The organism is Bradyrhizobium sp. SZCCHNS3002 (assembly GCF_032377435.1).
Lineage (GTDB): Bacteria > Pseudomonadota > Alphaproteobacteria > Rhizobiales > Xanthobacteraceae > Bradyrhizobium.
Genome location: NZ_JAUHHY010000003.1, coordinates 382,867 through 404,815 on the forward strand (window position 1 = coordinate 382,867; position 21,949 = coordinate 404,815).

The following is a 21,949-nucleotide window of genomic DNA, read 5'->3' on the forward strand; positions in this document are numbered from 1 at the left end:
GCCTCACGCCTCGCGATAATCCAGCAGGATCAGCCCGACCAGCACGAACGCCACCGGCCACACCCAGGCGGCCGCGCGGCTGATCCTGCCGTCCATGCGCAGCTCCAGCCAGCGCGCCCAGCCGGCGGTGATGCCGCAGAGCGCCAGCGGCGTGTGGCTCATCTCGATCAGCAGCTGGTCCTTGATGTTGGCGATGGCGTGCGAGTGCGTCATCAGCAGCGCGCCGCCGACGGCCACCGTCAGCGGAAACACCAGCGCCGCGCGCCCTGCCTGCTGCCCGCGCAGCCGCACGCGCCATTCGAACAGGCCGAACAGGATGATCAGCACCACGAACAGCCGGTGCTGCGCCACTTCGGGGTCGCGCAAGGAGGCGAAGAAGCCGATCGGTCCGAGCGGCCAGGCCATCTCGTCGGCGCGCAGGAACAGAAACGCGGCCATCACCAGGAACAAGAGCGGCCAATGCCGCGCCCACCGGCCCCAGGAGAAGCGCTCGATCAGCGCCAGCAGGCCGATCAGCACCACGAAGATGCCGGCCCAATGGTGGTTGTATTCCGACCAGGCGATGTCGGCGGCGCTGCGCGGCAGGATCACGCCCTCGCCCGGGACATAGGCCGGCGGTGCCGTCATGCGCTGCGCGTCGGCGGCATCGATCTTCGCCTGCAACTGCGAGATCGTAAGCTGATCGACCGAGGGGCTCGTCAACCGCGGCCATTGCGGCGCGGCGCGATCGACGATCTCGGCCCAGCTCAGGCGGTCCTGGCTGAGATCGACGCCGGGCGGCAGCGAGGTCAGCGAGCCCGCCGTGAGCAGCACCGTCAGCCCGATGCCGAGCTCGACCTCGACGAAGCGCTTCATCCGCAAGAGCGGTGCTGTGGGATCACGGCGGCGCAAACGTTCGACGGCGAAGAAGTTGCCCGCCCCGAGCGCGAGCAGCATCAGCAGCATCGCGACCTTGGCCGACATCATCACCCCATAGGCGGTGCCGTAGATCGCCGCGAACGAGCCGAGATAGGCGATCGCCATCACCGTGCCGCCGAGCACGATCGCCGCCACCGAGACCATCGACATCAGCGAATAGCGCCGGCCGATCAACCGCTGGTCGCTGTCCGCCTTGCAGCCATTCAGCGCCATCAGGAAATACGGCAGGCCGCCGATCCAGATTCCGGCACCGAGCATGTGCAGGAAGTCGGCCGCGAGCAGCGGCCAGCGCACCTCGAGCCGGCTCGCCGCATGCGTCAGGTTGAGCTGCAGCAGCAGCGCCGCGACGGCCAGCACGGCCAGCGCCACGACGCGCCAGGCGGCCCAGCCGCCGGTCCGGGCAAGCACCGCGATGCCGAACGCGCAGGCGGCAACGGCCACGCCGGAGCGCGCGAAATCCGCGCCCGCCGCCGCGCCGAACGACAGATCGAGCGTCCCGATCAGCGCTCCCATGTTGACTGCGAGCGACGCCAGCACGACCGCGAACCAGCCGAATGCGCTTCGGCGCAGGAAACGCTGGCCGCGCTTCCCGACCACGATCGCGTCAGCGGACAGCCTTTGCTGTAGTGGGCGCAGCAGCAACAGCAGAAATGCCAAGCCGCCGATGGTGAAGGACTGGGCCAGCAAGGTCAGGCCGCGCAGCACCACCGAGAGATAGCCGAAGATGTCGAGCAACAGCGACACGGCTAGCGCACGGTGAAGGGAATGTCGCCGCGGGTGATGTGGCCATCGACGCTGAGCACCTGCCATTGCAGGTGCCAGGCGCCGGGGCTGAGCGCCTTGGCCTCGGCGTCGATCTCGTCGGCCGGCGCGTCGGCGGCCGGCGTGAGCGCCTGCTCGGCGCCGTCGGGCGCGCGCAGCTTCAGCCGCGAGCGGGCGTGATCGATGCGGCTGTTGAAGCGCAGCCGGATCAGTGTCGGCTGCTTCTCGATGGTCCCGCCCGCCGCGGGCTGCGACGAGACGATGATGGCATGGGCCGAGGCGGCGCCGGGGGCAGCCAGAAGCAGCGCGGCAAGGATCGGCAGCTGACGGAATCTGATGACGGACAACATGGGACGCGCGAGCGACGGAGGCCGAGGCAGGGACGTTCGGGGACAGGACCGGGACGAACAAAACTCTACCGTTCTAATCTAAGCGACCTTCCTGTTCCCGACGTAGCCACAAACGCGTGACCGAGCCCGGCGGCGACCTGCGGGAGCGGCGCGAGGGCGCCGGCCCTGCCCGCAGGGCATCCCGGAACAGCGAAATTTAGGGTCGAATCGTCAAGCACTTCGCTGTATGCCTCGCCGCGTCCATTGCCGTCTGTCCGGAGGGTCCCTGCCTCTCCGGACCAACATTGCCTCCGAGGAACCGCCATGCCCGCCTATCGCTCCCGCACCTCCACCCATGGCCGCAACATGGCCGGCGCCCGCGGCCTGTGGCGCGCCACCGGCATGACCAACGAGGATTTCGGCAAGCCGATCATCGCCGTCGTCAACTCCTTCACCCAGTTCGTGCCCGGCCACGTCCACCTCAAGGACCTCGGCCAGCTGGTCGCCCGCGAGATCGAGAAGGCCGGCGGCGTCGCCAAGGAGTTCAACACGATCGCCGTCGACGACGGCATCGCGATGGGCCATGACGGCATGCTCTACAGCCTGCCCTCGCGCGAGCTGATTGCCGACAGCGTCGAATACATGGTCAACGCGCACTGCGCCGACGCGATGGTCTGCATCTCCAATTGCGACAAGATCACGCCCGGCATGCTGATGGCCGCGATGCGCCTCAACATCCCCGCGGTGTTCGTCTCGGGCGGACCGATGGAGGCCGGCAAGGTCAACATCGAAGGCAAGCTGCGCAAGGTCGATCTGATCGACGCGATGATCGTGGCCGCCGACGACAAGGTGTCCGATGCCGACGTCGAGGTGATGGAGCGCTCGGCCTGCCCGACCTGCGGCTCCTGCTCCGGCATGTTCACGGCGAACTCGATGAACTGCCTGACCGAGGCGCTCGGCCTGTCGCTGCCCGGCAACGGCTCGGTGCTGGCGACACATGCCGACCGCCGCGGCCTGTTCGTCGAGGCCGGCCATCTGATCGTCGACCTCGCCCGCCGCTACTACGAGCAGGACGATGCGTCGGTGCTGCCGCGGTCGATCGCCAACTTCAAGGCGTTCGAGAACGCGATGAGCATGGACATCGCGATGGGCGGCTCGACCAACACCGTGCTGCATCTGCTCGCCGCCGCGCATGAGGGCGAGATCCCCTTCACCATGACCGACATCGATCGCCTGTCGCGCAAGGTCCCCTGCCTGTGCAAGGTCGCGCCCGCCGTGGCCGACGTGCACATGGAGGACGTGCACCGCGCCGGCGGCGTGATGGGCATCCTCGGCGAGCTCGCCCGCGCCGGCCTGCTGCACACGGAGCTGCCGAGCGTGCATTCGGCGTCGCTCGCGGCGGCGCTGGAGCGCTGGGACATCCGCCAGACGTCCAGCGAGAGCGTCAAGAACTTCTACATGGCCGCGCCCGGCGGCGTGCCGACGCAGGTGGCGTTCAGCCAGGACCGCCGCTACCAGGAGCTCGATCTCGACCGCGAAAAGGGCTGCATCCGCGACCTCGCGCATGCCTATTCCAAGGATGGCGGCTTGGCCGTGCTGACCGGCAACATCGCGCGCGACGGCTGCATCGTGAAGACTGCGGGCGTCGATGCCTCGATCCTGAAGTTCTCGGGTCCTGCGCGCGTCATGGAGAGCCAGGACGCCGCGGTCGAAGCGATCCTTACCAACAAGATCAAGGCCGGCGACATCGTCGTCATCATCTACGAAGGCCCGCGCGGCGGCCCGGGCATGCAGGAGATGCTGTATCCGACCAGCTATCTGAAGTCGAAAGGCCTCGGCAAGGCCTGTGCACTGATCACCGACGGCCGCTTCTCCGGCGGCACCTCGGGGCTGTCGATCGGCCACGTCTCGCCGGAAGCCGCCGAGGGCGGCCTGATCGGCCTGGTGCAGGAAGGTGACCGCATCGAGATCGACATTCCGAACCGCACCATTCATCTGGCGGTCTCGGATGCCGAGCTCGCGCAGCGCCGCGCCGCAATGGAGGCCAAGGGCGACAAGGCCTGGAAGCCGAAGACCCGCGCCCGCAAGGTCTCGACCGCGCTGAAGGCCTACGCCGCGTTCGCGAGCAGCGCCGCCAAGGGCGCGGTGCGCATCGTGAAGGACTGAGAGAGCGGCGGCAGCGCCGGCCCAATCGGCTCGGCGCTGCCGCCCTCGCCTTGCAGTAATTTCATCTTTACGAGACGCTAGGCCACAACTCAGACCGTCCTCCTGGTCCTGGATTGCTTCGCTGCGCTCGCAATGACGGTTGTGGCAAGCATCGCACCCTCCACGCACTCCGTCATCGCGAGCGCAGCGACGCGTTCCAGCGGCCACGGACGGCACTCCGGATGGCTTGGCAACGCTCGCCCAGTTCGCTCTTGCCCCCTCGCGCGAACAGGTTCACGCTCGTGCTCCACAACGAGCGCGTCAGCTGCAACACATGCGCCGATCCGTGGAGGCACCGCCATGTTGAACCGCCGCAGCCTGCTGCTCGCCTCGTTGGCCGCCGGAGTGACGATGACCACGACAGCCGCCCGCGCCAAGCCCGCGCAGCCTTCCACGCCAGTCGATTTCGACGTGCCGCCCGGCGCCTGCGACTGCCATACCCACATCCACGGCGATCCCGAGAAGTTTCCGTTCGCGGCCAATCGTGTCTACACGCCCGAGCCCGCCTCACCGGAAGAGATGGCGACCCTGCACAAGACGCTGCATATCCAGCGCGTGGTCATCGTGACGCCGAGCGTCTACGGCACCGACAATTCCGCAACGCTGTACGGCATGAAGGCCAGGGGCAACGACGCCCGCGGCGTCGCCGTGATCGACGACAAGACCACCGAGGCGCAGCTCGATCAGATGAATGCCGAGGGCTTCCGCGGCATCCGCCTCAACCTCGCGACCGGCGGCATCAACGATCCCGCTGTCGGCCGCGCCCGCTTCCAGGCCGCCGTCGAGCGCATGAAGGCGCGCGGCTGGCACGTCCAGCTCTACACCAACACGGCGATGATCGCGGCGATCAAGGACCTCGTGATGCAATCGCCCGTGACGGCCGTGTTCGACCATTTCGGCGGGGCGCAGGCCGATCTCGGCCTCGGGCAGCCGGGCTTTGCCGATCTGGTCGAGCTCGTCCGCAGCGGCAAGGCCTATGTGAAGATCTCCGGCGCCTATCGCGCCTCGACCCGCGGTCCCGACTACACCGATGTGATCCCGTTCGCGAAGGCCCTGATCGAAGCCAACCCCGACCGCATCGTCTGGGGCACCGACTGGCCCCACCCGGATTCGTCGCCGCATCCCGAACTGAAGGTCACGGATATCAGGCCCTTCTATCCCATCGACGACGGCCGCCTGATGAACCAGCTCCCGGTCTGGGCGCCAGACGCCGCGGTCCGCAAGAAGATCCTGGTCGATAATCCGGCGCAGTTGTACGGGTTTTGATGGCGTTGTTAGTCCGTAGGGGGGGTAGCGCAGCGTAACCCGCCGCACGATGCTACGCCGCGCTGAAGGCCTACGCCGCGTTCGCCTCAAGCGCCGCGAAGGGCGCCGTGCGCGTGGTGAGGGATTGAGCCTTTAGCCCGCAGGACGGAGAAAGCATCTGCCTTCGCTCGACAGAGTAAAGGCAGATGCGTGCCTGCCGTCCTACTATGAGGCCGATTACTACGACCGACGGGCGGTGGGCACGGCGCGTCCGCTGACACTCCGCACCAGCCTTTTACTCAATCTGAAATTGCATTCAACTCGTGATGGTTGATTCAGGTCAACGCCCGATCTAGCGCCGTGCCGATACTGTGTCAGCATAGGGCCGCACGCGTCCCGGCGGTCACGTCCGGCCCGCATGGATGGGAGACGATCATGTCACAACAGCCGCTCCTCGACGAGCCGCGCCTCGCCTACCAGATCATCGTCACTGCGCCGGGCACGAAATCGCAGAACTGGCACGGCGTGCTGTACGATCAGAAGGGCGAGCCCGTGACGATCGCCGCCGGCGCGACGGTCAAGACCGGCGTCGGCGTGTTCGTCGGCGTCCCCGAGAACCGTCCTTTTCATCCCTTTGGTGCGATCCACGCCGACACCATTGCCTGGATGAAGACGGCGCAGGGCAACGTCATCATGGACACCGAGCCCTGGGCCTACCGGCTTCATGTCGGCGCGGAAGGCTCCAAGAACGAAGGCTGGCAGGGCGAGTTGCTGCATGGTCGGGGTGTGGTCGGGCCCCAGCCCGGCAAGTTTGAAACGCCGATGGGACCGTTCATCTGGTTGGAACGGACTCACCCCTGGGGCCTCGGCGGCTGGTTCCACGCATCCTGGTCGGCGGCCCAACGACAGGCACCGGCCAAACAAAGCGGCGCGGCCTGAGACGCGCGCGGTCGCGCCTGGGTTTCCATCTGACGGCTCAACCCGCCGGCTCAGAACTTGTATGTGGGCAGGTCGCTCGCGCGCCCCTGCCTAATCTACGTACTATGGCTGTGACCCAGCGAGCTTCGGTGTCGTTGTCCGAAGCTCCAATGCTCCGGCCTCCGCTCCGGCGTCGCGGAACGACACCAGCCGGCGCTGCTGTTCGTCCCACAGCACCAGTCGGACGCAGCGCAGGCTCTCGGGCAGCGTGATGCGGCCGATCTCGCGCAGCTCGGGATGATCGCGCAGCACGACCGGCAGCCGGTAATAGGGAATTCGGCTCGAGAGATGGTGGACGTGGTGGATGCCGATGTTGGCGGTGAGCCAGTGCAGCCATGCCGGCAGGTCGTAATGTGAGCTGCCGTAGAGCGCAGCCTGCTGCTGCGTCCAGCGCTCGCCCCGCTCCCAGACGGTGTGCTCGAACTGATGCTGGACGTAGAACAGCCACACCCCAGCCATGGCGGCGAGCAGCATGATCGGGAGATGCACGACCAGGAACGCCTGGATGCCGATCAGCCACATCAGCCCGGCGACCACCAGGGCGATGCCGAGATTGGTGGCCATCGTGCTGACCCAGGGCGACCAGCCAGCCCGCATGAGACCGAACGGAAGACGGTGCTGCAGGAAGAACAGGTAAGCGGGACCGGCCACGAACATGACCAGGGGATGGCGGTAAAGCCGGTAGCGCAGCCGGGCCCAGGTCGACCGCGCCTGATATTCCCGCACGGTCAACGTATCGATATCGCCGATGCCGCGCCTGTCGAGGTTGCCGCTGCTGGCGTGGTGGATCGCATGCGTGCGCCGCCACCAGTCGTAAGGCGTCAGGGTCAGCACGCCCAGGATGCGGCCGACCCAGTCGTTCGCCTGACGCCCGGCGAAGAAGGTGCCGTGGCCGCAATCGTGCTGGATCATGAACAGACGCACCAGAAAGGCGCCGGCAGGAATCGCGATGAGCAACGACGCCCAGGCATGGCCGAGCGAGAACGCGAACCAGGCGGCCGTCCACAGCGCCACCAGCGGCACGGCCGTGATCACCAGCTCGGTCACGCTGCGCAGGCGGTTTGGCGTGCGATAGCTGCTGAGAATCTGCATCCAGTACCTTGCGTCGGCCGCCGCGCGGCCCTCGTCGTCGCCGGCGCGCAGCGTGGCGCGGTCCTTGGGCGGCACAGTCGCCATCGCGACTGGCTGATCGAACTGCAATGTCGTCTCCACCTTGTGTTCTTGGCGATCGCGCATGGCGCGACCGCGGCCAAATGGACCCCTGCGGACCGCCGCAGGCGTTCGAAACCAGAGCTTTCGCGGATTCAACCGGGGGTCGAAGCCAAATGATTCATCGTGCGCCCGACGATGAGCCGGTCTGGAAGAGCAGTCTGAGACATGCCCGCAGGAGAGAGGTCAAGAGCGCGCAGGACAGATCGTACAACGTAACCCGCCGGACTCCGCATTGCTAGGAGATGGCGGATTACGATCCGTTAATTCCCTCTTGTTTGCCGCGCCGATATGGCGCTGCGCTGTTTTCTCCGGGTTATTGCGGGGTGGGCCCGGGCTTCGTAGCCACCACTGCACGAGATGAGACGAGCGCAGCGATGATCCCGCCAATGACGGCCTTTTGGTGGTCATGAATCCGGGCCGGTCCCTGGCGCTTCTGCCCGGGAATGACGGGAGCAGAATTCGAGTCATCCTCACGGTGGCGGTCATCGGCCCATCGTGACGTGCCTCATCGTCCAGTACCCTGCGTGGTGTCGTGCACGAACGCCCCATCGCCGCGCGCGTCGGAGAACATGTTCCAGATCGCGATGAACATTGCGGCGATGACCGGCCCGATGATGAAGCCGTTCAGACCGAACGCCTCGATCCCGCCGAGGGTCGAGATCAGCACGACATAGTCGGGCATCTTGGTGTCCTGGCCGACCAGGAGGGGACGCAGCAGATTGTCGACAAGCCCGATCACCAGGGCGCCATAGGCGATCAGGATCACGCCATGCCAGACCGATCCGGTGGCCAGCAGATAGAGCGCGACCGGAAACCACACCAGCCCTGCTCCGACAGCCGGAAGCAGCGACAGAAACGCCATCACGACGGCCCATAGCAGCGGCGCGGTGATGCCGAGGAACCAGAAGATCAGACCGCCCAGAGCGCCCTGCGCCAGCGCCACGACCAGATTGCCCTTCACCGTCGCGCGAATGACGACCGTGAACTTGCCCAGCAGCGCGTGCCGCTGCTCCGCGCGCAGCGGAATGGCGTTGGCGATACGCGCCGACAACGCCTCCTGGTCGCGAAGCAGGAAGAACAGCAGATACAGCATGAGGAACAGATTGACGAAGAACTCGAAGGTCCCTTGGCCGATGTTCAGCGCCTGGCCCGCAATCATCTGGCTGCCTTTCAGCAGGCCGGCCGACAGCCTGTCCTTCAGTCCGGCCAGGCTGCCGAGTCCAAAACGGTTGAGGAGATCGACCACCCATGTCGGAAGCGCCTCCAGCATCTTCTGGAAATACTGCCCGAGGTCCAACTGGCCCGACTGCGCCTGGCCGTAGACACCGGAGGCCTGCTGCGCCAGCGCCGCCCCGATCAGCGACAGCGGCAGAATGACGATCAGGACGACCAGCAGTACGGCGACGGCTGCGGCAAGCCCATCTCTGCCGTGCATCGACCGCGACAATCGGCGGTGGAGGGGAGAAAACACGATGGCCCCCACGACGCCCCACAGCACGGCGGGGTAGAATGGCAGCAGGATCCAGCCGAGCAGCAGCGTGATCACCACGAGCAGGAACAACAGAACTCGGTCTTCGAAGCTGCGCATGTCAACTTTCCAGTCTGGCCGCGACATCTGGACGCGTGCCGTGGTCTTTCGAGCATCGCGAGTCGGCTATCGCCGAATCCAACAGGGGTCAACGCGCGAACGCGCCATTCGGGCTCCAAGCTGGTCGCGAGATCGATGCGGCACGTTGCATGACATCCATCATCGCGTCGCAGTCCATATCACGCGCGGTGTCAGGGACGCCTGCTGCCTCGTCACGGTCGGGCGCGCACAGCGTGAGGCCGGAATCGATAGCCACGACCGATCGAGAGGAAGCGAACTGTGTGTGCCCCTTACCTCGCCCTGCGACTGCTGTTCATGAATATTGACTCCGGGCTCAGCCGCTGGCCCGGCTACCCCGGAATGAGAGCAAACCTAAATTCAATTTCGTTAGAAAGTTGCGAGCTGATCCAGCCTCGGCCAACTGACGCGCTGTAAACATTGCTCGATCAAGCCTCATTCAACTTTGTTCCAGAGCCTGCTCGGGCATTCAGGGCACGGATTACATCGGCTCCCAGAGCCCGAGTGTTCTTACTTCCCCCGCGAGCATTGACTATTTCGACTCCGACGTCCGCGGCTATGGGCTTAAGGAACTCCTTAACAACGATAGGCTGGGCAACTCCGTCTCGCAAAATACCGATAGCGCCGCTCTCATATCTGACAATTTCGAAATCCGAGTAGTGCGCGCGGGCAGTTATCCGCAATTCCTCAACCGGCCTCCGTTGGCGGTTGGATGACTGCGGAATTGCGTAAATCAACTTTGATCCGATGGGGCGCATTCTTGCCCTGGCGAGATCGGCTGCTTCGTCAAGAATCTCCTCAACAGAAATGCCGTTTTCTTCATCCACATTCACTCGCAAAATGATGATCCGGTCAACCTGATCAAACGTGGTCGAATTAAATGACACATGATTTGATGTGGTGACTGTCTTGACAGAAATACGCTCATTGAGTGCGGAAACGACATCGTAGCCGCGCTGATTAGTATCAAGAGCCATCTGTCCGCGGTTGATCATCGCGGCATAGAGTTCGCCAATCCTTCCAGTCAGATGATTCAGCTCCCCAGGAGCCACGCCCCAGTTCAATTCCTTCTCAAACCACGATAGCGCCTCCGCAAGCGATTGAATGATTTGAACCTGACTTAATGTCGGCCGTGTCTCGTCCATGGTGAGTTCGCACCTTCCGGCTCGCACCTAGGCGACGCTCAACACTCGATAAAATTAGATAATAGGAAAGTTAGCGCGCCCTGGCAAATCGGTTCATCGAAAACGAATTTGGGACGACCTCGCCCGACGGCCGCAGTTCGTGGTTGTGGATTTCTGGGTCAGCCGCCAGCGCGGTTGCCCCGAAATGACAAATGCTGGGCGGCCAGATCGTAGGCCGAAGCGCGGATTTCGCCCATAAGCTCAGCGACTAAGCCGATTTCAAGAGCATTTGCGAAAAATAAATCGCTTCCGAAAATCAGCAAATCAGGCGTATGCTGCCCGCGTTCCGGTCCGGATGAGGGACGTACGCGTCGTCACGATACGTTGGGCCGGCAATGCGGTGGACGTGAGGGCATCGGCGCGCATCATGTGCGGACGAACGATGCACTTGCGGACGTGAAGTCGCGTGGTCCTGACACCCCGAAGCTGGTGTCCCCGCGGCAGCGTGCGAGAAGCGCGTCGTCGCGTACGGTGGCCAACAAGCCCGGTGCACCGAGGAGAGCGCGTATAAGCGTTAAAACCTCCGCGCAGGGAATGCCGGGATGTCTCGGCTGACCTGTGGTGACTGCCGCCTGCTTTTTTTCTGCAGGCGGGCCATGGGTGCGGCCAGCGCCCGGCATTCCCTGCGCCCTCATCATGTCACGAGGGCCCGCCTATCGCATGACCCGGACGCACTGGGCGTCGCGGCGATGCTGCGGCTCGTCCTGATCCCGATCCTCGTCTGCGGCCTCCGCCCCGGTTGCCAACCGCGCGATGAGTCGCAATAAACAGCGCTTCCGAGCCGGCGCGACCGGCCCGTCGACCTGGAGGCATGATGATGACGACGAGACCGACCGCAAAATCATCCGACAAGGATGTCTGGCGCGTCGGCGTGCTGTTCTCGCGCAGCGGCCTGATGGAGGTCACGGAGTCCGAGCATTTCTTCGGCACCGCGCTGGCGATCCAGGAGATCAACCGGGATGGCGGCGTGCTCGGCCGCGAGATCGAGGTCATCGCCTATGATCCGGGCTCGCAGCCAGAGACGTTCCGCAAGCTCGCCGATCGGCTGCTGACCGAGGACGGCGCCTCCGTCATCTTCGGCTGCTCGACCTCGGCCGAGCGCAAGGCGGTGCTGCCGGCGATCGAGCGTCGTAACGGCCTGCTGTGGTATCCCTCGCTCTACGAGGGTTTTGAATATTCGCCGAACGTGATCTACACCGGGCCGGCGCCGAACCAGAACGCGTTCCAGCTTGCCGAATACATCGTGCGCAAGCATGGGCCGCGGGTCTACCTGATCGGCTCGGACTACATCTATCCGCGCGAATCCAACCGCATCATGCGCGACCTCGTCGAGTCCTATGCCGGCCGCGTCGTCGGCGAGCAATATGTGGCGATGGAGGCGACCGATGCCGAGCTCTCGCGCGGCCTCGATGCCATCAGGGATGCCGCGCCCGACGTCGTGTTCTCGACCATCGTCGGCCGCACCGCACAGCGCTTCTATCGGATGTATGCGCAGGCCGGCTTCGACCCGAAGCGGCTGCCCATCGCCAGTCTCACGATGGCCGAGGGCGAGGTCCGCGCCATCGGTCCCGAATATTGCGCCGGCCACCTCACTGCGGCGAGCTATTTCGGCACGCTCGCGCGCGACAGCAACGACCGCTTCAAGGCGGCGTTCGCGGCCGCCTTCGGCGCCGACAAGCCGGTCAGCATGTGGAGCGCCTCGGCCTATGCGCAGATCAAGCTGTTCGCGCTGGCGTTGGCGCAGGCGGGCAGCCTCGATACCCAGAAGCTGGTCGAAGCCGCGCTCGGCCTCAGCCTGGAGGCGCCGGAGGGACCGATGCGGATCGATCCCGACAACAACCACGTCTGGACCACGCCGCGCATCGGGCGCGTGCGCGCCGACGGGCAGTTCGACATCGTCTGGGAGAGCAAGAGCCCGATCAAGCCGGACCCGTATCTGTCAGTCTCGCCGATCGGTGGCCGCTGGCTGAGCGAAGAGGCGCTCTCAGCATGAGACCGGATGACCGCATGAAGCCGGGGGTGCGCCGGCTGATCGAGGAGCTGCGCGGCGCGCGCGTGCTGGTGATCCATCCGCGCGATGCCGAGGGCGATGCGCTGATCGACCAGCTCAAGCGCATCGGCTGCAACGTGCGCGGCGTGTGGCCGCCGCCGGCCGCGATCCCGCACGACATCGACACCGTGTTCCAGCTGATCGAGACCTCCGAGGAGATGATCTTTCCAGAAGGCACCAGCGAGCATCCCCTCACCTTCATCGCCATCGTCGACTACGAGAATCCGACCATCCTGAAGCGGCTGCTCGACAGCAACGCGCATGGCGTCGTCAACAAGCCGATCCGCTCGTTCGGCATCTTGTCGTCGCTGGTGCTCGCGCGCTCGCTACGCGGCTACACGCGCAGGCTCGAGGGCAAGGTGCAGAAGCTGGAGGAGACCTTGAAGGCGCGGCGCGACGTCGACAAGGCGGTGAAGATCCTGATGGGGCTGAAGCAGGTCGGCGAGGTCGAGGCCTATGAGCTGATCCGCGCCCAGGCGACGCAGAAGCGCGTCGCGATGGCGGATATCGCGATCTCGATCATCAATGCGCAGGAGACGCTCGGCGGATTGGGTGTGCTGGATGCGCCGACCTCGCGCTGAGCGGGTGTTTCCGCGCTCATGCGCTGGGCAGCCGCGGCCCGAAATTTTTGCAGCCGATGGCGTTGACTTCGTATCAAGCATGGGAATTACTTGAGGACGTCGCGGACATCGGATGTCCGCCAATGGCCGGTCGGCCATTTCACATCAGGCTATGCAGCCCTCGCATTGCGCCGCAAGGCGCAGTCGGGGGCTTTTTGTTTGGCGCGCGCGACCCTCGCGAACGCAACGGAGACTCGTGCCTTGACGACGGATGACGACAGCAAAGTGCGGATCGCCTGCATTCAGATGCAGCCGATGGTCGGCGAGTTGGCAACCAACCTCGCCCACAGCCTCGACCTGATTCACCAGGCCGTGGCGCAAGGCGCCAGGCTCGTGGTGCTCCCCGAGCTCGCCTCCTCCGGCTACGTATTCAAATCGCGCGAGGAGGCCTTCGCCGCCTCCGAGACCATTCCAGGCGGTCCCGCAGTGACCGCCTGGAGCGAGATCGCCGCCGAGCACGGCCTGCATCTCGTGGCAGGGATCTGCGAGCGCGACGGCGCCAAGCTCTACAACAGCGCCGTGCTGATCGGACCGAACGGCTATATCGGCACGTTCCGCAAGGTGCACCTGTGGAACGAGGAGAACCTATATTTCGAGCCCGGCAATCTCGGCTTCCCCGTCTACCACACCGAGATCGGCCGCATCGGCATGGCGATCTGCTACGACGGCTGGTTCCCGGAGAGCTATCGTCTCAATGCGCTGCAGGGCGCCGACATCGTCTGCGTGCCGACCAACTGGGTGCCAATCCCCGGCCAGGCGCCGGGCCGCGAGGCGATGGCCAACATTCTCGCCATGGCCGCCGCACATTCCAACTCGATCTTCATCGCCTGCGCCGACCGTGTCGGCATCGAGCGCGGCCAGCCGTTCGAGGGTCAGAGCCTGATCGTCAGCTACACCGGCTGGCCTGTCGCCGGTCCCGCGAGCCGGGACAAGGAGGAGATCGTGGTCGCCGACGTCTCGCTCGGCGAGGCCCGCCGCGCCCGCAACTGGAACGCCTTCAACCAGGTCCTGCGCGACCGCCGCTCCGATGTCTATGACGAGATGCTCGGCAGCGAGGTCAAACGGGGGTGGTACTGACTGCTCCACGGCAATTTTCATCTCGACCATTCACGGAGGACAATCGATGACGTCGCGTTTGATCACCACCTCGCTGGCGCTCGCCCTTGCGGCGGGAACGGCACTCTCGCCTGCTCTGGCCGCCGATCCGATCAAGATCGGCGTTCCCGTCGGCCTGTCGGGCGCCAACTCCGTCGTTGCACCGTCGGTGGTGCAATCCGCCGAGCTCGCGGTGGAGGAGATCAACGCCAAGGGCGGCGTGCTCGGCCGCAAGCTCGCGCTCGAGGTCGCCGATGACGCCTCGGGCGCGGCCGGCGCCCAGAAGGCATTCGACGCGCTGATCTTTCAGAAGAAGGTCAACGTGCTGATCTCGATGGAGACCAGCGCGGCCCGCAACGCCGGCCTGCCGATCGTCGCCCGCGGCAAGACGCCCTACATCTACACCTCGTTCTACGAGGGCAAGTCCTGCAGCCCCTATCTGTATGTCAACGCCTGGGTGCCGGACCAGCAGGTGCCGCCGATCGTCGACTACTTCAACAAGGAGAAGAAGGCGAAGAACTATTTCCTGATCGGCTCCGACTACGCCTTCGGCCGCGGCATGCTCGGCTTCACCAAGAGCTACATCGAGAAGACCGGCGGCAAGGTGGTCGGCGAGGAATATCTGCCGATGGACGGCTCGGACTGGACCTCGATCATCTCCAAGCTCAAGACTTCCGGGGCTGACGCGCTGATCACCTCGACGGCGGGCGGCGCGCCGAACGTGACCCTGACCAAGCAACTGCGCGCCGCCGGCGTGAATCTGCCTTACGGCAACCTCGCCGTCGACGAGGGCACCGCCAAGGGCATGGGTGCTGATGCCGCCGGCATCTATCTGTCGGCCTCGTACGTCACGGGCATCGACACCCCCCCCAACAAGACCTTTTTGGCGGCGATGGCCAAGAAGTTTGGTGCCGAGCTGAAGACGCCGAACGATCTGTCGGTTCCGGAGTATGAGGCGGTGTACGCCTACAAGGCGGCGGTCGAGAAGGCCGGCAGCACCGACCAGGACAAGGTGCTGAAGGCGCTGGCCGAGGTCTCGGTCGACGGCCCGCGCGGCACGATCAAGATGGACAAGCAGCGCCATGCGCCGCTGACGATGTATCTCGGCCAGGTCCAGGCCGACGGCAGCGTCAAGGTGATCCAGAGCTTTGCGAACGTCGATCCCGGAGCGCAGTGCCCGGGCAAGTCCTGATCGCGTATGCTCCCGCGGGGCGGACGCGCGTCCGCCCCGCAACCTCTCGACCGGGAATGACCATGCTGACCGTCGCCCTCGATGCCGTCACGACGGCCGCCATGCTCTTCATCATCGCCGCCGGCCTTCTGATCGTGTTCGGCGTGATGAAGATCATCAACTTCGCCCATGCCGCCTTCCTGACCGTGGGCGCTTATGCAGCCCTGGTCGGCGCGCAACTGGGCCTGCCGTGGTTTCTGATCCTGCCGCTCGCCTTCGTCGCCGGCGCGGTCTGCGGCGGCGTGACGGAGATCGTGATCGTCCGCCGGCTCTACAAGCGTCCGCTCGATGCGATCCTCGCCACCTGGGGCCTCGGCATCGTGCTCGGGCAGCTCATCACGCTGATGTTCGGCCGCGAGGTGCAGTTTGTGCAAGCGCCGATCTCGGGAACGGTGCATCTGTTCGGCGCCGATTATTCGGCCTACCGGCTGGTGATGATCGCCGCGGCCATCATCGTCGGCCTGCTGTTCACCGCTCTTCTCAACGGCACGCGGCTTGGTCTGTCGACCAAGGCCGTGATCATGAACGAGATGCTGGCGCAGGGCCTCGGCGTCGACTCCTCACGGGTCAGGCTGATCACCTTCGCACTCGGCAGCGGGCTCGCCGCGCTGTCGGGCGCACTGATCACGCCGCTGTCGAGCGTCGACCCGAACATGGGCGTGCCCTGGCTGATCGGTGCGTTCATGCTGGTCATGGTGTCCGGCGGCTCGCTGCTGGCGCTGGCCGGCTCCTGCGCGGTCCTCGGCACTCTCCAGGTCCTGGTTTCGACCTTCGTCAATCCGATCCTCGGCGGTCTCACCATCGCGATCTGCGCCGCCGTCGTGCTGCGGATCCGCCCGGAGGGTTTTGCCCGTGCCTGATGCGCGCCCCCTCGCCTCTCCTGTGTCCCCAACGAAGCGCGCGATGCCGCTCCTGATCGTCCCCGCGTTGCTGGTCGCGCTCGCCGCCGGCGTGATCGTCGTGGCGCCGCTGCTGCTCGATACCTACCTCGTGAACATCCTGGTGCGCGCCTGCTTCGTCGCCATCGCGGCGATCACCGTCGACATCATGTGGGGCTATTGCGGCACGCTGACGTTCGGCCAGTCCGCCTTCTTCGGCATCGGGGCCTATGCGCTCGCGATCATGTTCACCGAATATGGCTTCGGCCCCTGGCAGATCTGCGCCGCGATCGGCGCAGCCGTGGTGGTGGCGGCCGCTGTCGCCGCCTTCACTGGCTGGCTGTCGTTCTACCCTGGCTCGACGCCGCTCTACGCCTCCGTGATCTCGCTGGTGGTGCCGATCGTGCTGGTGCAGATCCTCTATTCCGGCGGCACATTCACCGGCTCGTCGAGCGGACTTGTCGGCTTCGAAAGCTTCGATCTGGAGATCGAGACCTGGCTGCGACTCGCTGGTTTCGGATTGCTGGCGACGGCGACGCTCGCGCTCGTCGTGATGCGCAGTGACACCGGACGTCTGCTGGCGGCGCTGCGCGACAACGACGCACGCTGCACCTATCTCGGCATCGACACGTCGCGGCTGCGTATCACGGTGCTGGTATTGTCCGCGATCGTCTCCGCGCTGGCCGGATTCTTTTATGCCGGATTCGGCGGTATCGCCGCGCCCGAAAACGCGAGCTTCGGCTTCGGAACCAACCTCGTGATCATGGTCGCGCTCGGCGGCCGCGGCACCGTGATCGGTCCGGTGATCGGCGCGCTGTGCATCGAGGTGGCGAGCGCCTACCTTGCCAATAGCCTCCCCTATGTGTGGGAGCTGATCGTCGGGCTTGCGCTGATCATCGTGATCCTTGTCTTCCCGGACGGCCTGCTTGGCGCTGTGATGCGCCTGGTCAAGCGCGGCGGTTCGGGACGGCGCACTGCGACGACGCTGCGGCCGGCCGCTGCCGCCACGGCGGTCAGCAATCCGGACGCCGTTGCCATCGAAGTTCGCGCGCTCGGCAAGCATTATGGCAGTCTCGCAGTGCTGGACGGCGTGCAGTTCACGGCATATCGCGGCGAATTGCTGAGCCTCGTCGGTCCCAACGGGGCTGGCAAGACCACCTTGATCCGCTGCCTGTCCGACGGCCGCGAACGCTCGACCGGCGACGTCGCGATCGCCGGCCACGACATCGTACGGCTGCCGCCGGATCGCGTCGTTCGGTTTGGCCTGGGACGCAAGTTCCAGACGGCATCGGTGTTCGAGACGCTGACCGTCGCAGAATGCCTGCGCGTCGCGCGGACACATGCTGATCCTCCCGCACTGACCTCGCGCGCGGTGACGCTGGCGCTGCCGCCTGCAGCCATGTCGGTCGTCGAACGCTCCGGGCTCAGCGAGCGGCTCGATGAGGAAGCGCGCAATCTGAGCCACGGGCTCAAGCAGGCACTCGAGCTCGCGATGGTGCTGTCGCTCGAGCCCGACGTGCTGCTGCTGGATGAGCCAACCGCCGGACTGACGCGCGCGGAACGGCAGAGCTTCGCCGACATCCTCACCGCCCTCGCCCGCCGCGACCGGCTCTGCATTCTCCTGGTCGAGCACGATCTCGATTTCGTGCGCGAGATCTCGTCGCGCATCATCGTGCTGCACCAGGGACGCCTCGCGCTCGACGGCTCGGTCGACGAGGTCGTGAACAGCGAGCTGGTGCGCGAAATATACACCGGACAGCATGTTCCGCATGCGGAGGCCCTCGCATGAGCAGCGTTCTGGATGTTCACGAGCTGGCAAGCGGCTACGGCTCGTCGGAGGTGATCAGCAATGTCGGTTTTGCGCTCGGCAAAGCCGAAACCCTCGCGATCGTGGGCAAGAACGGCATGGGCAAGACGTCGCTGCTCAAGGCCATCGTCGGCTTCCTGCCGGCCTGGCGCGGCCGAGTGAGACTTGCAGGCAAGGACGTGACGCGGATAGCGCCGCATCTGAAGCGGAAGATGGGGCTGGTCTATGTGCCGCAGGAGCATGCGCTGTTCCAGGATCTGTCGGTGCGCGACAATCTCAGGCTCGGCGTGCTCACGGACGACGACATGACCGCGCGTTTCGAGCAGGTCGGCGGCTGGTTCCCCGTGCTCACCAAGCGGCTGAGCCAGCGGGCCGGCACACTGTCCGGCGGCGAGCAGAAGATGCTGATCGTGGCGCGCGCGCTGATGGCGAAGCCCGACGTGCTGCTGCTCGACGAGGTCACGGAAGGTCTGCAGCCGTCCGTCGTCGACCGGCTGTCCGAGGTGCTGGTGCGGGCTCGCCGCGAGATCGGCACCTCGATGATCGTGGTCGAGCAGCATCTGCCGTTCGCGCTCTCGATCAGCGACAGATACCTCGTGTTCAAGCGCGGCGAGATCGTCGATGCCGCCGCGGTCGACCGTGACTCCGCCGCGCGCATCGACGAGCACATGCGGATCTAGCGAACGCCTCGGCGGGAGAACAGCGAGATCAGCACCGGCAGCGTGATTAGGATGACCATCGGGGCCAGCATCATGCCGGTGACCACGACGATCGCGAGCGGCTTCTGCACCTGCGAGCCGATGCCGGTCGACACCGCGGCCGGCATCAGGCCGATGCCGGCGACGACGCAGGTCATCAGCACCGGACGCAACTGCAATTCGCCGGTGCGGATGACGGCCTCGATGCGGTCGACACCCTCGTCGATCAGCTGGTTGAACTGCGACAGGATGATGATGCCGTCCATCACGGCGATGCCGAACAAGGCGATGAAGCCGATCGCCGCCGAGACGCTGAACGGGATTCCGGTCAAGACGAGGCCGACCACGCCGCCGAAGATCGCCATCGGGATCACGCTCATGGCGAGCAAGGTATCGGCCATCGAGCCGAAATTGAACCACAGGAGCACGCCGATCAGCGCGAGGCTGATCGGCACCACGATCGACAGCCGCTTGATCGCATCCTGCAGATTGCCGAACTCGCCGACCCACTCGACATGCGAGCCCGGCGGCAACTGCACCTGGTCGGCGACCTTCTGCTGCGCCTCCTGGATCGCGCTGCCGAGGTCGCGCTCGCGCACCGAGAACTTGATCGGCAGATAGCGCTCCTGCTGCTCGCGATAGATATAGGCCGCGCCCGACACCAGCTTGATGGTGGCGACCTCGCTCAGCGGAATTTGCGTAATGCCGTTCGGCCCCTGCGCACCGATGCGCAGATTCTCGATCGCCTCCGCGCTCTTGCGATATTCCGGCGCCAGACGAACGATGATCGGGAAATGCCGGTCGGAGCCGGGCTCGTAGAGATCGCCCGCGGTGTCGCCGCCGATCGCGACCTTGATGGTGGCGTTGATGTCGCCAGGCGCGAGCCCGTAGCGCGCCGCCTTGGCGCGGTCGATGTCGATCTGCACGGTCGGCTGTCCGAGCGAGGTGAACACCGCGAGATCGGTGATGCCCTGCACCGTCGACAGCACCTGCTTGATCTTGTTGGCGGTATCCGTCAGCGCCTGCAGATCATTGCCATAGAGCTTGATCGAGTTCTCGCCTTTCACGCCGGAGACGGCTTCGGAGACGTTGTCCTGCAGATATTGCGAGAAATTGAACTCGACGCCGGGGAAGCGGTCGTCGAGCTGCTTCAGCAACTCCGCGGTAAGCTGATCCTTGTCCTTGGTGCCGGGCCAGTCCTTCACCGGCTTCAGCGGCGCGAAGAACTCGGCATTGAAGAAGCCCGCGGCATCGGTGCCGTCGTCGGGACGGCCGTGCTGCGAGACCACCGCATCGACCTCGGGCCGCGCGCGGATGATCTTGCGCATCTCGTTGACGTAGGCGTTGCCCTCCTGCAGCGAAATCGTCGGCGGCAGGGTCGCACGGATCCAGAGATTGCCCTCCTCCAGCTTGGGCAGGAATTCGAGCCCGAGCAGCCGGCCGACCACCACGGTCAGCAGCACGAGACCGATCGCGCCGGTCATCACCAGATTGCGGTTGCCGACCGCCCAGCGCAGCACCGGCGAATAGATCGCGTGCAGCAGCCGCATCAGCCGGGTCTCGGTCTCCTCGACATGTGCGGGCAGGATGATCGCGCTCAGCGCCGGCGTCACGGTGAAGGTCGCAAGCAGACCGCCGGCGAGCGCATAGGCATAGGTGCGCGCCATCGGCCCGAAGATGTTGCCCTCGACGCCGCTCAGGGTGAACAGCGGCAGGAACGCGGCGATGATGATCGCGGCGGCAAAGAAGATCGAGCGCGACACGTCGGCGGCCGCCGACAGGATCGCGTGGCTCTTCATGCCCATCATCGTCTCGGGCGAGATGTGGCTCTCCTCGGCCTCGGACAATGGCGTGGTTTGCGTCAGCCGGCGGAAGATCGCCTCGACCATGATGACGGTGGCATCGACGATCAGGCCGAAATCGATCGCACCGACCGACAGCAGGTTGGCGGACTCGCCGCGCAGCACCAGGATGATGACGGCGAAGAACAGCGCAAACGGAATCGTGGCGCCGACGATCAGCGCGCTGCGCAGATTGCCGAGGAACACCCATTGCAAGAGCACGATGAGGCCGATGCCGACCACCATGTTGTGGAGCACGGTGTGCGTCGTGGTATCGATCAGGTCCTTGCGGTCGTAGATGCGCTCGATCCGCACGCCCGGCGGCAGGATGGTGGAGTTGTTGATCTGGTCGACCAATTGCTCGACACGGGCGATGGTCGGCGAGCTCTGCTCGCCGCGCCGCATCAGCACGATGCCCTGGACGATGTCGTCATTGTTGTTGAGGCCGGCGATGCCGAGCCGCGGCTTCTCCGCCACCGTGACGTTGGCGACGTCCTTCACCAGCACCGGGTTGCCGCCGCTCTGCGACACCATGGTGTTGGCGAGGTCGTCCATCGAGCGGATCAGGCCGACGCCACGGACGACTGCCGACTGCGTGCCGATCTCGACCGTGTTGCCGCCGACATTGATGTTGGAGTTGCCGACCGCCTGCAAGAGCTGAGGCAGGGTCAGGCCGTTGGCGACCAGCTTGTTGAAGTCGACCTGGATCTCATAGGTCTTGGTCTTGCCGCCCCAGCCGGTGACGTCGATGACGCCAGGCACGGCGCGGAAGCGGCGCTGCAGCACCCAATCCTGCAGGGTCTTGAGGTCGAGCACGCTGTAGCCCGGCGGACCGCGCAAGCGATAGCGATAGATTTCGCCGACCGCACTCAGCGGCGAGATCTGTGGCGTGACATTGCCCGGCAGCGGCGACAGTTGCGACAGGCGATTCAGCACCTGCTGCAAAGCTTCGTCGTAGGTGTAGTCGAACGAAAACTGCAGCTTGACGTCGGACAGGCCGTACAAGGAAATCGTGCGGATGGTGCGCAGGTTCTTGATGCCGGCGACCTGGGTCTCGATCGGGATCGTGATGTAGCGCTCGATCTCCTCGGCCGAGAGGCCGGGGCTCTGCGTCACGATGTCGACCATCGGCGGGGTCGGATCGGGATAGGCTTCGATGTTGAGCTGCCGGAACGCGATCAGGCCGCCGATCAGGACGGCGACGAACATTCCGACCATCAGGAAGCGCCGCTGGACGGCGATGGCGACGAGGCGGTCCATTCAGATCGGCACTTTCAGGAAGGCAGGCGG

The 21,949-nt window shown here is 65.3% G+C and carries 16 protein-coding genes; 10 read left to right on the forward strand and 6 right to left on the reverse strand.

Translation table 11 applies throughout. The annotated features are described in order from the left end of the window. Window positions 1–3: 3 nt before the first annotated feature. Together QW845_RS08945 and QW845_RS08950 are read right to left on the reverse strand one after the other, a co-directional pair. Window positions 4–1,662, reverse strand: coding sequence for a copper resistance D family protein (locus QW845_RS08945; RefSeq protein ID WP_315801224.1), 1,659 nt, complete (start codon window positions 1,660–1,662; stop codon window positions 4–6). A gap of 2 nt (window positions 1,663–1,664) precedes the next feature. Beyond that, window positions 1,665–2,030 carry a copper resistance protein CopC gene (locus tag QW845_RS08950; protein WP_315801225.1) on the reverse strand — a complete coding sequence of 122 codons (366 nt, stop codon included), beginning with the start codon at window positions 2,028–2,030 and terminating at the stop codon, window positions 1,665–1,667. Window positions 2,031–2,333: 303 nt separating this feature from the next. Between QW845_RS08950 and ilvD the strand changes: the two genes are divergently transcribed. The 3 genes from ilvD (at window position 2,334) to QW845_RS08965 (ending at window position 6,398) form a co-directional block, all read left to right on the forward strand. Continuing rightward, a complete protein-coding gene (ilvD, locus tag QW845_RS08955) occupies window positions 2,334–4,175 on the forward strand; it encodes a dihydroxy-acid dehydratase (RefSeq protein ID WP_315801226.1) in 1,842 nt (613 codons plus the stop codon). A gap of 339 nt (window positions 4,176–4,514) precedes the next feature. Beyond that, window positions 4,515–5,480: an amidohydrolase family protein gene (locus tag QW845_RS08960; protein WP_315801227.1), complete on the forward strand. Its 966-nt coding sequence runs from the start codon at window positions 4,515–4,517 to the stop codon at window positions 5,478–5,480. A 414-nt stretch (window positions 5,481–5,894) separates the two neighbouring features. Next, window positions 5,895–6,398: a hypothetical protein gene (locus tag QW845_RS08965; protein WP_315801228.1), complete on the forward strand. Its 504-nt coding sequence runs from the start codon at window positions 5,895–5,897 to the stop codon at window positions 6,396–6,398. 102 nt (window positions 6,399–6,500) lie between these two features. On the opposite strand, the gene QW845_RS08970 is transcribed toward QW845_RS08965, so the two are convergent. The 3 genes from QW845_RS08970 to QW845_RS08980 all read right to left on the reverse strand — a co-directional run bounded on the left by QW845_RS08970 (window position 6,501) and on the right by QW845_RS08980 (window position 10,400). Continuing rightward, entirely contained in the window at window positions 6,501–7,673 is a 1,173-nt protein-coding gene (locus tag QW845_RS08970; protein ID WP_409997884.1) for a fatty acid desaturase, read from the reverse strand. Between the two features lie 481 nt (window positions 7,674–8,154). After that, on the reverse strand, window positions 8,155–9,237 hold the full coding sequence (locus tag QW845_RS08975; RefSeq protein ID WP_315801229.1) for an AI-2E family transporter: 1,083 nt from the start codon (window positions 9,235–9,237) through the stop codon (window positions 8,155–8,157). Between the two features lie 446 nt (window positions 9,238–9,683). Further along, complete coding sequence (locus tag QW845_RS08980) at window positions 9,684–10,400, reverse strand: DUF6998 domain-containing protein (RefSeq protein ID WP_315801230.1); 717 nt, start codon at window positions 10,398–10,400, stop codon at window positions 9,684–9,686. Window positions 10,401–11,256: 856 nt separating this feature from the next. On the opposite strand from QW845_RS08980, the gene QW845_RS08985 reads away from it, so the two are divergent. The 7 genes from QW845_RS08985 to QW845_RS09015 all read left to right on the forward strand — a co-directional run bounded on the left by QW845_RS08985 (window position 11,257) and on the right by QW845_RS09015 (window position 18,800). Next, window positions 11,257–12,432: a transporter substrate-binding domain-containing protein gene (locus QW845_RS08985; RefSeq protein ID WP_315801231.1), complete on the forward strand. Its 1,176-nt coding sequence runs from the start codon at window positions 11,257–11,259 to the stop codon at window positions 12,430–12,432. Between the two features lie 14 nt (window positions 12,433–12,446). Then, entirely contained in the window at window positions 12,447–13,070 is a 624-nt protein-coding gene (locus QW845_RS08990) for an ANTAR domain-containing response regulator (protein ID WP_315801232.1), read from the forward strand. 240 nt (window positions 13,071–13,310) lie between these two features. Continuing rightward, entirely contained in the window at window positions 13,311–14,186 is an 876-nt protein-coding gene (locus tag QW845_RS08995) for a nitrilase family protein (RefSeq protein WP_315801233.1), read from the forward strand. 46 nt (window positions 14,187–14,232) lie between these two features. Further along, the gene (locus tag QW845_RS09000) at window positions 14,233–15,396 is read left to right on the forward strand and encodes a substrate-binding protein (protein WP_315801234.1); all 1,164 of its coding nucleotides are present in this window, start codon (window positions 14,233–14,235) and stop codon (window positions 15,394–15,396) included. A gap of 62 nt (window positions 15,397–15,458) precedes the next feature. Next, window positions 15,459–16,295: a branched-chain amino acid ABC transporter permease gene (locus QW845_RS09005; protein WP_315801235.1), complete on the forward strand. Its 837-nt coding sequence runs from the start codon at window positions 15,459–15,461 to the stop codon at window positions 16,293–16,295. 43 nt (window positions 16,296–16,338) lie between these two features. Next, window positions 16,339–18,102 (forward strand): branched-chain amino acid ABC transporter ATP-binding protein/permease, encoded by a 1,764-nt coding sequence (locus QW845_RS09010; RefSeq protein WP_315801236.1) that lies wholly within the window; start codon window positions 16,339–16,341, stop codon window positions 18,100–18,102. Beyond that, window positions 18,099–18,800 carry an ABC transporter ATP-binding protein gene (locus QW845_RS09015; RefSeq protein WP_315801237.1) on the forward strand — a complete coding sequence of 234 codons (702 nt, stop codon included), beginning with the start codon at window positions 18,099–18,101 and terminating at the stop codon, window positions 18,798–18,800. Before QW845_RS09010 ends, QW845_RS09015 begins: the two co-directional genes overlap by 4 nt. Here QW845_RS09015 and QW845_RS09020 read toward each other — a convergent pair. Next, a complete protein-coding gene (locus QW845_RS09020; protein ID WP_315801238.1) occupies window positions 18,797–21,919 on the reverse strand; it encodes a CusA/CzcA family heavy metal efflux RND transporter in 3,123 nt (1,040 codons plus the stop codon). The genes QW845_RS09015 and QW845_RS09020 overlap by 4 nt on opposite strands. Between the last annotated feature and the right edge of the window lie 30 nt (window positions 21,920–21,949).